The organism is Patescibacteria group bacterium (genome assembly GCA_004297215.1).
GTDB lineage: Bacteria > Patescibacteriota > Patescibacteriia > UBA9934 > GWF2-40-263 > 2-01-FULL-63-20.
The window spans coordinates 562,998-576,471 of the sequence record SCUM01000001.1; the positions used below are offsets into that span (position 1 = coordinate 562,998).

General features: G+C 64.9%; 11 protein-coding genes and 2 tRNA genes. 7 read left to right on the forward strand and 6 right to left on the reverse strand.

Features of this window, described 5'->3' with window-relative positions:
• Positions 1–29: 29 nt before the first annotated feature.
• Entirely contained in the window at positions 30–2,501 is a 2,472-nt protein-coding gene (locus EPO34_02845; protein ID TAK04070.1) for a hypothetical protein, read from the reverse strand.
• A gap of 65 nt (positions 2,502–2,566) precedes the next feature.
• Between EPO34_02845 and EPO34_02850 the strand changes: the two genes are divergently transcribed.
• The gene (locus EPO34_02850) at positions 2,567–3,952 is read left to right on the forward strand and encodes a CCA tRNA nucleotidyltransferase (protein TAK04071.1); all 1,386 of its coding nucleotides are present in this window, start codon (positions 2,567–2,569) and stop codon (positions 3,950–3,952) included.
• A 37-nt stretch (positions 3,953–3,989) separates the two neighbouring features.
• Here EPO34_02850 and EPO34_02855 read toward each other — a convergent pair.
• The 3 genes from EPO34_02855 to EPO34_02865 form a co-directional block, all read right to left on the reverse strand.
• Positions 3,990–4,066 (reverse strand) — tRNA-Val (locus tag EPO34_02855).
• Between the two features lie 39 nt (positions 4,067–4,105).
• Positions 4,106–5,392 (reverse strand): DUF4147 domain-containing protein, encoded by a 1,287-nt coding sequence (locus EPO34_02860; protein TAK04072.1) that lies wholly within the window; start codon positions 5,390–5,392, stop codon positions 4,106–4,108.
• Complete coding sequence (locus tag EPO34_02865; GenBank protein TAK04073.1) at positions 5,389–5,811, reverse strand: hypothetical protein; 423 nt, start codon at positions 5,809–5,811, stop codon at positions 5,389–5,391. The genes EPO34_02860 and EPO34_02865 overlap by 4 nt, the downstream gene beginning before the upstream one ends.
• An 84-nt stretch (positions 5,812–5,895) precedes the next feature.
• Here EPO34_02865 and EPO34_02870 point away from each other — a divergent pair.
• The 6 genes from EPO34_02870 (at position 5,896) to EPO34_02895 (ending at position 8,688) form a co-directional block, all read left to right on the forward strand.
• A tRNA-Ile gene (locus EPO34_02870) sits at positions 5,896–5,972 on the forward strand.
• Positions 5,973–6,124: 152 nt separating this feature from the next.
• Entirely contained in the window at positions 6,125–6,304 is a 180-nt protein-coding gene (locus tag EPO34_02875; protein ID TAK04074.1) for a hypothetical protein, read from the forward strand.
• Entirely contained in the window at positions 6,220–7,218 is a 999-nt protein-coding gene (locus tag EPO34_02880) for an RluA family pseudouridine synthase (protein TAK04075.1), read from the forward strand. Before EPO34_02875 ends, EPO34_02880 begins: the two co-directional genes overlap by 85 nt.
• A gap of 27 nt (positions 7,219–7,245) precedes the next feature.
• Positions 7,246–7,611, forward strand: a complete 366-nt coding sequence (locus EPO34_02885) for a four helix bundle protein (GenBank protein TAK04076.1) — start codon at positions 7,246–7,248, stop codon at positions 7,609–7,611.
• Between the two features lie 48 nt (positions 7,612–7,659).
• On the forward strand, positions 7,660–8,214 hold the full coding sequence (locus tag EPO34_02890) for a hypothetical protein (GenBank protein ID TAK04077.1): 555 nt from the start codon (positions 7,660–7,662) through the stop codon (positions 8,212–8,214).
• Between the two features lie 96 nt (positions 8,215–8,310).
• Entirely contained in the window at positions 8,311–8,688 is a 378-nt protein-coding gene (locus EPO34_02895; GenBank protein TAK04078.1) for a 50S ribosomal protein L19, read from the forward strand.
• Positions 8,689–8,753: 65 nt separating this feature from the next.
• Here EPO34_02895 and EPO34_02900 read toward each other — a convergent pair whose 3' ends face one another.
• A complete protein-coding gene (locus EPO34_02900) occupies positions 8,754–10,370 on the reverse strand; it encodes a hypothetical protein (GenBank protein ID TAK04079.1) in 1,617 nt (538 codons plus the stop codon).
• A 147-nt stretch (positions 10,371–10,517) separates the two neighbouring features.
• Positions 10,518–13,418 (reverse strand): excinuclease ABC subunit UvrA, encoded by a 2,901-nt coding sequence (uvrA, locus tag EPO34_02905; GenBank protein TAK04080.1) that lies wholly within the window; start codon positions 13,416–13,418, stop codon positions 10,518–10,520.
• Positions 13,419–13,474: the final 56 nt, after the last annotated feature.

The window sequence follows — 13,474 nt, forward strand, 5'->3', positions numbered from 1 at the left end:
GACGCTCATGGGGCGGTTTTTCGTTTCACCTACGGGTTCGACGCGGCGGCTGGGGCTTCGGCCGCGGCTTCCGCGACGGGCTCGGTTGGGGGCGGCTGGGTGGCGCCGGTCTCGCCGGCCTCCACCGGTTCCGGGAGCACCGTGGTGTTCTCGCCGGCTTTCATGCGCTCGAGGCGCTTTGTGACCAGCTCGTTGTCCGGATTGAGCTCGGCGACGCGGGAAACGAGCGCGATGGCCTGCTCGCTCTTCCTCGCGATCTCATAGGCGCTCGCGAGGAACCACATCACGTTGGAATTGTCCTTCACCAGGCCGTTCGCGCGCTCAAGCTCGGCGATCGCCTTGTTCGTTTCCTTCAGGCGCAGGTACAGGAGCCCGAGCTCGAGGGAGAGCCCCACGTCGAGCGGGTTTTGCACGGTGAGCGCCGCGAGGCCGGCGGCGGCCTCGGACAGCTTGTCGTTGCGCTCGGCGAGCACGGCGAGGTAATAGCGCGCCGGGGCGTAGTCGGGCTTGAGCTCCACGGCCTTGTCGAGCGCCTCCTTGGCGGCCTGCAACTCCTTGGGGAGCGCCTCCTTGGCCTTCGCGGATACCTCCGCGTCCTTGTTGTTTTGGAGCGCCCGGGCGCGGTCGGCGACCGAGAGGTGCACGCGCGCGAGTTCCACGCGCAGCGACGGGTTGTTGGGCTCCAGATCGATCGCCTGCTGGAAGCTGGCCGCCGCGAAATCCTCGGCGTTGCCCACGAAGTTCATGAGCTCGCGGTAAATCGCGCCGCGGGTGCTCCAGTTGGCCACCTGCTCGGGCGCGATCGCGGTGGCGCGGCTGGCGGCGTCGACCGCGAGCGACACGTACTGCTGCAGCCGCTGCGTATCCTCGGGCTTGGGTTGGGCGCCAATGGCGGCCGCCACGGACCCGGCCTGCACGAGGCTCGCGGAGGCGAGGTTGCGCCAGTACAGGTCGCTGCTGGCGTTGCGATTCACGGCCTCACCCAGCTGGAGGAGAATCTCCTCGGCCGGCTTCCCTTCGCGGTCCATCTTGAGCGCCTTGGAAAACGCGAGCTCGGCGCCGTAGCGCTGCGCCACCACCGAGACGCCCGTGAGCGTGCCCACGAGCACCACCACGAAGGCGAACGACCCGGCAAGGCCCAGGCGCGGGTCATCCGAGAAGTCCACCGTCTTGGGCGCGAGGAGCACCTGCGAGGCCAACAGCCCCGAAAGGGCGAAGAGGAGGAAGGAGAGGGAGAAGTTAGACGCGTACAAGAGGTGCGCGAGCAGCACCGCGAGCCAGCCCGTGAGGAACACGAAGGTCATCTTCCACTCATCCCCCTCGCGCTCCTTGAGGATGCGCGAGAACGCCATCAGGCCGAGCAGAACGAAGAAGGCCGTGGCGAGCAGCACGGGAATCACGCCGTAGGTGGCAAGCGCGGTGAGGAGGTGGCTCTTGGCACGGTCGAACCGCAGGGTCCAGAACCGCGACTGGTTCACTTCCACCGGGCGGTACTTGGCGTAATCCTCGGCAAAGGTGCCCGGGCCGGAGCCAAACAGCATCGGGAGGACCCCCTCCTTGAGCGTTTGGCCGGCAATGCTCGCGCTCATCCCGTAGGTGGGCGAGATGACCGACGGGAACGGCAGCGAGAACGGGCTCTTGATCTGTGGGAGGATGAACACCACGGCGGCGGCGAGCATGAGCAGCGGAAGCACGAACCGCTGCGGGTGCGGGAAGCGCTTGGCCTGCAAGAACAGGAACGCGGCCATCACGAGCACGCCTGCGACCACCAGCATCCACAGGACCCAGAAGTCGACAGAGAGCAGGAGCACGAGCGCGAGCACGGCGTTGCCCACGGAAAGGACGCGCAGCAACAATCCGGCCTTGCCGTCCGGGGCCGGGTCGCCGCCGGAGCCGTCACTCACCACGAACGAGGCGCAGCCGAGCAAGGCGCAGACGGTGACGAACGCGGCGAGGGCGTTCACGGTGCCGATCGTGTTGAACCCGGCGGCGGCGCCGATGCCCGGGAGCGGCACGCCAAGCACGAGCGCGATGGCCATGAGCGCGGACAGGAAGCCGGCGCCAAGGAGCGCGGTGAGCAGCCGTCGCTGGAGCGAGGTCTCATGCGCGACGTGCGAGAGGAGCACGAACAGCAATCCGAAGGAGAGCAGCGACAGGAAGCTCATGTACTCCTGCCCGCCCTGCCCGATCCAGCTCAGGTAGCCGCTCGAGGAGAGCGCGGCGGACACGGCCACCGAGACGAGCGCGCCGGCGCCCACCGCGTACAGCCAGCTCGGCCGGATGGACAGCCGCTTTCGCATCACCATCCCGCCCAGCCAGGAGAACAATCCGACGGCGAGCAGGGCGACGAGCAGCGTCTGCTTATTGATCTCGAGCGCGTCCGACGTCCAGGGGAGGAAGAACAGCGGGAGCAGGAGAAAGAGCAGCACCAGCGCGAGGCGTGACAGCGGGCCGGCAAGGCGGACCAACTTCGACTCGCCCGAGGCGAAAGACATGTCCATACGTTAGACGAAATCATGAACGATTGGCCGCAGTATACCACGGCCTCCGGGCGCTGTCTGGTACAATGGGGTGGATAGGTCTTATGCCGTACGATCCCACCGACGCGGCGCGTCGCCTGCGGTCCCTGCTTGATCGGGACCCGGCGTTGGCGTTCACCAAGGCGTTCCTGCGCGATCATCCGGGTGCGGACCTGTACCTGGTGGGCGGCGCCCTGCGTGACGCCTTGCTCGGGCGCGACGCGAAGGACGTGGACCTGGTGGCGCGCGGACGCGCGCGCGGCGAACTCGAGCGTTGGCTGCGATCGCGCGGCGCGGTCGAGCTCGTGGGCGAGACGTTCGGCGTGTACAAGTTCCTCCCGCACGGGATCTCGCCGAAGGAGCGGCCGTTCGTGGACGTCGCCCTGCCCCGCCGGGAGCACGCGAGCGCCGGGAGCCTTGGCGGCTATCGCGATTTCGACCTGCAGGTGGATCCGATGCTTCCCATCGAGGCGGATCTCGCCCGGCGCGACTTCACGGTAAACGCCATGGCGTACGACCTGCGCCGCGGCACGATCGTGGACCCCTGGCATGGGCAGAGCGACCTGCGCCTGGGGGTGATCCGCGCCGTCGGCGTGCCCGGCGAACGCTTCCTGGAAGACCTTTCCCGCCTCCTGCGCGCCATCCGTTTCGCCGCGGAGCTCGGGTTCGACATCGAGGATGCCACCCGACTCGCCCTGCATGAAGCCGCGCCCAACATCAACGACGTCCGCGAAACGGATGGGGTCCGGCATTTCGTCGTGCCGCGCGAGACGGTGGGAAGCGAGCTGGCCAAGGCGTTCGTCGCGCACGCGTTCGTCGCCGCCGACCTCCTGCAAAAAAGCGGCCTCATGCGCGAGCTCCTCCCGGAGGCGGAAGCGTCCTTTTCGGGCGATGCGCGCTTCTTTGAGCCGCTGCGCGCGCTTCCCGCAGGCCGCCTCACGGCCGCGCTCGCGCTCCTCATGCGCGCCGTTCCCGCCGCCACGGTCATCCCGGCGCTCAAACGCGTCGGTTTGGACACCCTTCCCTCCGGGAGCCCCCTGCGCGCGCATCTCGATGACGTGGCATGGATCGTCACGCGCATCCAGCAAGGCGCCCCGGATCCCGCCACGATGCGCCCGGGCCTGTTCGAACGAACCTTCATGAACGGGCATGCGAAGAACTATGTCCTCGTGCTGAAGGCGCTCGGCAACGACGCGGTCGTCGCGGCTGCTGAAATGCGGGCGCAGGAGCTGCGCCGCGCCTGGGGAGTCACCGAAGACGAACGGATCCCCGCGCTCGTGTCCGGCGACGACGCGATTGCCGCCGGCCTCGCGCCAGGGCCCCGCGTGCGCCTCGCCCTCGACGCCGTGCGCGACGCGCAGCTCGAAGGCACGGTGATGACCCGCACGCGCGCGCTCAAGTGGCTCAAGGAACACCTGGGGACGGCGTACTGACGCGAGACGAAAAAGACCCCCGGAAGGGAGTCTTTTTTGGTGGGCGGCAGAGGAGTCGAACCTCTGACCTTCACAATGTCAATGTGACGCTCTAACCAACTGAGCTAGCCGCCCGAAAATGTGCCGCGAGCGTATCGAAAACGGACGTCCGCGTCAACCCTTCCGCCGCAAGGCGATCATCAGGTCCGAGACGTTGCTCCCCGTGTGGCCCGTCATGATCTGTCCCCCGGCTTTCTTGAAGAACGACGACGAGTCGTTGCGAGCGAGGAACGCGTCGGGGTCCAGTTTCTTCTTGCGTGCGGCGTCACGGACCGTTGCGTCGGCGAATGCGCCGGCGACCGGACCGTTGTCGATGCCGTCGGAGGCGCAGGAGAGCACGAGCCCGTCGTCCGGGACGTGTGACAGGGCCCCGAGCGCGAGCTCCTGGTTGCGGCCGCCGCGGCCCGAGCCGCGCACGGTCACGGTGGTCTCGCCCCCGGCGATCACCATCTCCCCGGGCTGCGGCAGCCCGGCAAGCGTGGCGCCCACCTGTCGCGCCTCGCCCGAGACCGCGGTGCCGTGCACGCGCACCACGTACCCGCGGCGCTCCCCTTCTTCTTCCATGGCCGCAAGCGCGGTGCGGTTGCCGAGGATCAGCACGTTGGTCACCCGCTGGAACAGCGCCGGATCCTTGGGGGTCTCGCGCAGCTCGCACGCGGGGAGCTTGCAGGCCTTGAGCGGGTCGTAGCGATCCATGATCCTGCGCGCGTCGTCGATGGTCGTCTGGTCGAGCACGGTAGGGCCCGACGCGACCTGGGAGATGTCGTCCCCGGGCACGTCGGAAAAGACGAGGCCGAGCACGGTCGCGGGAGCGGCGAGCGCGGCGAGCTGGCCGCCGAGGATCTCGGAGACGTGCTTGCGCACCGTGTTCGTCTCGTGGATGTCGGCGCCCTCGCGCATGAGCGCGGCGGTGAGCATGGACACCTGGTCGCACGTGAGCGCATGGGGCCAGCACAGGAGCGCGGAGCCGCCGCCGGAAGCGATCACGATGAGCAGGTCGTCGGGACGCAGGCTCTTCACGAGCCCGATGATCTCGCCGGTGGCGCGCACGTTGGCGGGGCTCGGCAGAGGATGGGAGCCGGCGATGCTCTTCAGGCGTTTCAGCTTCCCCGCCTTCACGTCGAGCACGATCCCGTCCGTGAGGCGTTCTCCGAGGATCCCTTCAAGCGCGGCAGCCGCCTCGTACGCGGCCTTGCCGATGCCGATCACGAACGTGCGGCCGAACCGGCTGAGGTCGAACCGCCGCCCGCGCACCGTGAGCATGCGCCCCTCACGCGAAACCGCCTCGCGCATGGCGGCGCGCGTGTCGATGGCCCGGAGGCCCGCCTCAAGCACCGCAAGCGCGTCGCGCCGGCGGCGGTCGGTGGCAAGGGCGGCGTAGTTCTTCACGACATGCTTCATACGATCGGCTCTTCAGGCTCTTCGCCGTCCTTCTCAAGCCGCACCCACGGGCGGATCGACGTGCTCGCGAGCGCGAGGATCAGGAACCCGCCCGCGACCAGGGCGGCGGCGCCGATCAAGAAGGCGACAAGGATGGTCGAGAAGCCGCAACCGAACAGGGCGGCCAATGACTCGGCTTTCGTCTGAGACGCCACGAGGCACGCGTTGAGCGCCGCGCCGGAGCGTCCGACGCCGTAGACGGACGCGCCGATGCCGCACGCAAACGCGAGCAGGGTGAACAGGCAGCTGAACCGCACCTTGCGCACGCGCCCGAGGCGCAACAGCGACACCAGCGCGAACATCACGCCGCCGCCCACCCAATAGAGGAGCGACCAGATGAGGGCGAGCAGGATGACGAGCGCGCGCACTTCTGGATCCATATGGGTCCGAGTATAGCACCATTGCCATTTCGCGCGTAAAATGGTGGAATGCGCCCTCGCCTAAGTCGCGAGGTCGCTCAGTTCAGGCCCGTAGCTCAGCTGGTTAGAGCGCCGAGCTTATACCTCGGTGGTCGATGGTTCGAGTCCATCCGGGCCTACCATGAAATCAAAACTTGAAACATGAAAACTTGAAGGATCAAAGGGTGACGGAAAGGTTGAAGGACGAAGTTTAAAATTTCATTCTTCATCCATTCGACCTTTCCATGAAACTTTGGTCCTTCAAGATTTGGTTCTTCAAGTTTTCGTTCACCCTATGCCATTCCTCTTCCTCGGCATCCTCATCCTCGGCGTCGGCATCTATTTCTATCGCGAGGCGAAAAAACAGCACGACCACGAAGGCGAGATCGGATGCAAGGCGCTCATCGTCGCCGGGATCATCCTGATTCTCGTGCATGGGCTGTTTTTCCGCACCGTGATCGTGCTCGGACTATGAAGAAGCTCGCCGTGCCGCCCGAAGCCGACAAGATGCGCCTCGACCTGTTCTTGGCGGGCGCGCTCAAGTGTGCGCGCACCAAGGCGCAGGCCCATGTGAAGGCCGGGCTGGTCCGTCGCGCCGGGGCGGCGATGAAGCCGCACGCGCCGGTGCATGCGGGCGACGTGCTCGAGATCGACCCGGTCGCGAAGGCGCCGGCGTCCAGGGCAAAGCTTCCCGAACTCGACATCCTGTTCGAGGATGATTCCCTGCTCGTCGTGAACAAGCCGGCGGGGCTCTTGGTGCACGAGGCGCACCCGGGCGACCTCTCCCCCACCCTTGCGGATGCCGCCGCAAAGCACGCGCCGAAGATCAGGAAGGTCGGCGAGGCGGGCCGCCACGGCATCGTGCACCGGCTCGACAAGGACGTGTCCGGCGTGATCGCGATCCCGAAGACGCAGGAGATGTTCGAATTCCTCAAAGCCGCCTTCACGAACCGCGAGCTGGGCAAGGAATACGTCGCGCTCGTGTACGGCAAGCTCCCCAAGGACCATGACCGCATCACGTTCAAGATCGCGAGGTCGAAAAGCAAGGGCCGCATGGTGGCGCGCCCGGAGTCGCAGGAAGGCAAGGACGCGGTCACCGAATACGAGGTCATCGCGCGGTACAAGACGGTCACGCTCGTGAAGGTGACGATCGAGACCGGCCGCACGCACCAGATCCGAACCCATTTCCGCGCCATCGACCATCCGGTGGTGGGAGACACGTTGTATTTCAAGAAGCGGATGAAGAACATCCGGCCAATCGAGATGGACCGATTGTTCCTGCACGCGCGGCGGCTGGAAATTCCCCTGCCGGACGGCACCCGCAAGGCGTTTAAGGCCCCGCTCCCCGCCGAGCTCGAAGCCGTCCTGAAGACGCTGCCGACGGTATGAAGACTGTAGGATAAAGGATGTAGGATTATGGGCGTTGAACCTTCGGAGCAGACCTTCCATCAAAGGTTACGGGGCAAGATGGACTCATACGTCCATCTTGTTTATGACCTGACGGGAAAATTCCCTTCGGAAGAAAAGTTTGGTGTGACTTCTCAATTGCGTCGAGCTGCATTATCTGTCGTGTTGAACTACGTGGAAGGCTTTGCGCGATTCCGAAGCCGAGTAAACAAGAACTTCCTAGAAATCTCCTTTGGTTCTTTAAAGGAATCGGAATATTTGGTCGACTTCTCGTCGAAGAGGGGTTATTGTTCGCGGGAAGAGACCGTCGTGATACGGGAGACGGCGCGAGAAATCGGCGCCATGCTATGGGGCATCCTGCAACGCATCGAGTAGCCATCCCATCCTTCATCCTACAGTCTTCAGTCTACATCCTACTTCCCTATGATCATCACCCTCTCCGGCCTTCCCGGCTCCGGAAAGACCACCATCGCCTCCATGCTCTCCGAGCGGCTTGGCGTGGAATGGTATTCGATGGGCGACCTGCGCGGCAAGATGGCGGCCGAACGCGGACTAAGCATCGACGAACTGAATGCGCTGGGCGAGACCGAGGCGTTCACGGACAAGGAGGTGGACGACTACCAGACCAAGCTCGGAGCATCCGGTGACGCGTTCGTCATAGACGGGCGGCTCTCGTGGCACTTCATCCCGAAGGCATACAAGGTGTTCCTTTCCGTGGACCCGAAGGAAGGGGCGCGCCGCGTGTTCGAGGCGCAGAAGGCGCGCGAGCGCGCCGACGAGCGGACGTACGCGTCACAGGACGAGGCTGAGGCGGCGTTGCGCGCGCGCAACGAGAGCGACCAGCGCCGATACCGGAAATATTACGGGCTCGACATCTTCCAAAAGGCCAACTACGACCTGTGGCTCGACACCACGACGCTCACCCCGCAGCAGATCGTGGCCACGATCCTGGCGGCCGTCGAAGCGCGGAAGGCTTGACGAATCACCCTCGCCCCGTTACCCTTCCGGCACCTTATTATTGCGTACGAACACTCAGCGGCTTTGCCCTGTGTTCCTCTGCCCAACGTGAATCCTATGGAAGAGAAGAAGCAGGCCAAGGCGTCCCAGGCCGACGTGGTGGCCATCAAGCCGGCGGACGTGAGGCCCGGCATGGTGGTGCGCGTGCAGGAAAAGATCAAGGACGTCACCAGCAAGGGCGAGGAGCGCGAACGCCTCCAGGCCTTCGAGGGGACGGTCATCTCGGTGCGCGGCGCGGGAATCTCCCGCACCATGACGGTGCGCAAGACCGCCGGCGGCTGGGGGGTGGAGAAGATCTACCCGCTCGCCTCCCCGGTGATCGGCGGCCTCGACCTCGTGCGCCAGTTCAAGGTGCGCCGTGCCAAGCTCAACTATCTCACCGAATGGCGCCAGAATCACAAGCGCCCGATGCGCGAGATGAAGAAGGCGAAGTGACAAAGAAAAACCGGCCGTCTGGCCGGGTTTTTCTTTGTCATCCTGAGGCTATAGGCCGAAGGATCTCAGAGGTTCGACAGGTCCTGGCTGGTGTACACGACCCCGCCGAGCGGATAGTCGATCATCTGGCTCTCCTTCACCGTCACGATCCCCTTGTTCCAATCGCGGCCAAACAGGGATTGCGCCGTGGCCTCGTCCGGGATCGAGTTGAGGCGCAGGTCGGAACCCACCACGAACACCTTGGGCTTCCCTTCGAACTTCACGCGGGTGCCCTTCACGAAGTGGCCGGACGCATCCTTCAGGGCCGCGGGCTTCACGCCGGCTCCCGGGACGAACGCGGCGGAATAGATCCCGCTCTTCTTCCCGCGCCAGTACGCGCGGCCGTCCTGGTCCACGACCGGCGAGGAGCCGAACCCGATATCGAACGTCACGCCCGTGGCCTGGTCGAGATAGGCGATCTGTTCAAGGCCATTGATGCCGACCGCCTTGCGCCCGTTCACGTCGAGCACGGCCACGGACAGGTCCTTGGGGGCGGTGGCGCCGTAGAGGCTCTCGATGACCTTGCCCGAGTGCTCGCTCGCGAAATACAGCTTGGAGCCCTCGAGATGGAACCGGCCATACGCGGCGACGCCGAGGTCCTTGGTCGCGCCGTAGAGGGTGCTCATGTGCACGCGGTCGTCCGCGTCGATCCACGCCATGCGCCACCCGTCGGACACGTAGGACGCGTTCACGTCGCGGAACCAGGTGATGGTCTCGCCGGTGCGGACCACTGCCGCGTCATCGATGCCGGGACGGTACGTATGGCGCGTAAAATTCTTGAAGAACTCCGCCGAGCCGTCGTAGCGGAAATGCGCGCCCACGATGTCAGCGTCCGGATCCGTCCAGGTCCCCTTGATCGCCTTCATGCTCCCCTTGCGACCGTCGATCACGCGGCTGTCCATGATCCACAATTCCTCGTTGCCGGCCTCGAAGGTGAGCTTCACGAGCGCCCGGCCGTCGTAGACGTCCTGGATTTCCTCGCGGCGCAGGTCGTAGTGCTGCGTGATGGGATAGGCGACCCCTTCCTGCGCGTCGTACACGAACACGGCCTGCTGGCGGTACGCCTTGTTCGGGTTCGGATTGTCGTATTCGAACTCGAAGAAATACTGGTCCTCGATCGAGAAGTCGAAATCGAACGCGTCAGCCGCGACATCAGGATTCTCGGCGAGAGAGACGAGCGGGCTCGTCATCACGTCCACCGAACGCGCGTTCTTCACGAACACGCTGTCGATGACGGTCTTCTTCTGCCCGCTCTTCACGTCAATCTCGACCACCGCGTACCGGTCAGCCTCGTCATCGATGGGCACGGCGTACATCAGGCGGTTGCCGTTCTTGAAGAAACGGTCCGCGGAGAACGCCTCCTTGGGAACGTGCGGAAACGCCTTGCCCGCCCCGTTCTTCACGAGGATCAGGGTATAGAGGCCGCCGGTCTCCGGCTCGGCCACGAATACGCTCTCCCCGAGGGTGAACGGACCGACCGCGTTCTCGGAAAAGGCGAGCTTTTCCACGCGGTACGCGCCGTAATTCCAGGCCGCATTGGCCTGCAGAGGCGCGAAACCGCCGGCGTCCGCACGGACGCCCATCGCAAGCGGCATGGCCACGAGGGCCATGGCGAACGCCGCGGAAGTAAGGATTTTCTTCATAATATTGGGGGAATTCCTTCCTTGGAATAACGCGGGACTATAGCAAAAAAGGGGCCTCCCGTCAACCCCGACGCTCCCTAAACGGGAGGTCGGGGCTCCGACCCCAAAGGGCGTCGGAGTGGGTGGCCCCTTCTTAACGTAATCGCCTCACTTGAGCAACGGCTTCAGGAACTCCCCGGTGACGCTCGCCTTCACCTTCACGATCTCCTTGGGCGTCCCTTCAGCCACCACCTTACCGCCCTTGTCGCCCCCGTCTGGCCCCATGTCTATCACCCAGTCGGCCCCCTTGATGACGTCGAGGTTGTGCTCGATGATGACCACGGTGTTCCCCTTGTCCACGAGCTGATGGAGCACGCCGAGGAGCCGCTTGATGTCTTCGAAGTGCAGGCCGGTGGTCGGCTCGTCCAGGATGTAGACGGTCTTTCCCGTCGCGCGTCTCGACAGTTCCGTGGAGAGCTTCACGCGCTGGGCCTCGCCGCCGGAAAGCGTGGTGGCGCTTTGGCCGAGGCGCAGGTAGCCGAGGCCGACCTCGTGGAGCACGTCTAGCTTATCGAACACTGCCGGCTGGTCGGCGAAGAAGCGGCGCGCTTCCTCGACGGTCATGTTCAGGACGTCCGCGATGGACTTCCCCTTGTAGTGGATCTCGAGCACTTCCTGGTTGTACCGCGTGCCGCGGCACTCGGCGCATTCCACGTACACGTCGGGGAGGAACTGCATCTCGATGCGCCGCATCCCGTCGCCCCCGCACGCCTCGCACCGGCCGCCGCCCTTCACGTTGAAGCTGAACTTCCCGGCGTCGAAGCTTCGCATCTTCGCCTCCGGCACCTCGGTGAACAGGTCGCGCACGGAGGTGAACACGCCGGTATACGTGGCGGGATTCGACCTGGGCGTGCGGCCGATGGGCGATTGGTCGACGGCCACCACCTTGTCGACGTGTTCCAACCCCTTGATGTCCTTGTGCGCGCCCGGATAGAGCTTGGCGCGATAGAAATGGCGGGAGAGCGCCTTCCCGAGGATGTCGAGGATGAGCGTGGACTTGCCGGAGCCCGACACGCCCGTGACGCACACGAGACGCCCGAGCGGGATCTTCACGTCGATGCCCTTGAGGTTGAAGGCGGAGGCCCCTTCGATCGTGAGCGCCTTGCCGCTCCCTTTGCGGTACGACTTGGGGAGCGGGATGTTCTTCTTGCCGCAGAGGTAGCTGCCCGTGAGCGACTCCTTGTCGCGCTCAAGCTGCGCGGGCGTGCCTTCGGCCACGATCTCCCCGCCGTATTCGCCGGCGCCGGGACCCACGTCGAACACGTAGTCGGCCGCGCGGATCATCGCCTCGTCGTGCTCGACCACGATCACCGAGTTCCCCACGTCCCGCAGGCGCTTGATGGTGCCGATGAGCTGGTCATTGTCGCGCGGATGCAGCCCGATCGAAGGCTCGTCGAGGATGTAGATGACGCCGGAGAGCGAGCTCCCGAGCTGGCTCGCAAGCCGCACGCGCTGCGCCTCCCCGCCGGAGAGCGTCATGGCAGAGCGATCGAGCGTGAGATACCCGAGGCCGACGTCGACGAGATGGGAAAGACGCGCCACCACTTCCTTCGCGACGCGTTCAGCGACCATCTTCTCTTCTTTCGTGAGGTCTGAGGCGTTGAAGGCCTTAGGCGATAAGGCCGCAGGAACGTTCGTCCGCCTGAGGCCTTGTCCGCCTGAGGCCTTGTCCGCCTTTCCCATCAACCCCTCAAAAAACACCGCGCACTCCTCGATGCTCTTGTTCACCACGTCGGCGATGGACAGGCCGTTGATCGTGATGGCGAGCACCTCCCGCTTGAGGCGCTTCCCGTCGCATACCGGACACACCATGGTGCGCATGTATCCCTCGAGCTCGTGGCGCACGTAATCGGAATCCGTCTCGCGGTACTTGGCCTCGAGCTGGGCAAGGATGCCGGGAAAGGTGACCTCCGCTCCGTCGAGTGCGTACGTGTCGTCACCGGTGCCGTAATACACCAGGTTCATCTTCTCCTTCCCGATCTTTTCGACCGGGACGTTCGTGGAGAACTTATGGCGCTTGCCCACGGCCTCGAGCAGGCGCAGGTAGCTCGTCTGGTTCCCGGCGATGCGCGTCCACGGCCGCACCGCGCCTTCGGCAAACGACAGGCGCGGATTGGGAATCACGAGCTCGGGCTCAAGCACGAGCTTCACCCCAAGGCCGGTGCAGCCGATGCAGGCGCCGTATGGGCTGTTGAAGGAAAAGAGACGGGGCTCCGGCTTGGGCAAATTCACGCCGCACTGGAGGCAGGAATAGCTTTGCGAGAAAAGCGTCTCGTCGCCCGTGTCGTCGCGCACCACGAGCAGCAGCCCGTTGCCGTACTCGAGCGCCTTCTTCACGAGGTCCACGATCTGCGCAGGCGGATATTCGATGCCGGCACCGAGCTCGGCCACCATCACCTCGATCGTGTGCGCCTTCTTCTTGTCCTTGCGCATGGCGATCGCCTCGTCGAGGTCCATCAGGAACCCGTCGAAGCGCACGCGGGAGAAATGCGCCGAAGCCGCGGCCACGAGCACGGCCTTGTGCTCGCCACGCACCTCGCGCACGACCGGCGCGAACAGCTGGATGGTCCCTTCCTTGGCGAGCGAGGTCACCTTCCCGACGATGGAGGTGAGGTCCTGCTCCGAAACCGGCTGTCCGCACGTGGGACAGTGCGGCCGGCCCGCGCGCGCGAACAGGAGACGGAGGAAATCGTAGATTTCTGTGACGGTCCCGACCGTGGAACGCGGGTTGTGCGAGGAAGATTTCTGGTCGATGGCGATCGTCGGCGAAAGGCCGGTGATCTCGTCCACGTCCGGCTTGTCCTGAAGCTCCAGGAACTGCCGCGCATAGCTCGAAAGCGACTCCATGTACCGGCGCTGCCCTTCGGCGTAGATGGTGTCGAAGGCGAGCGAGGACTTCCCCGAACCGGACAGGCCGGTGACGACCACCAGCTTGTTCTTTGGGATGTCGACCGAAACGTTTTTCAAATTGTGCACGCGCGCGCCACGGACGGAGATGACCTCTTTCATAACGGGAGGGGAGAAAAAAACTTGAAACCTGAAATCTTGAAGGACCAAAGGGTGAC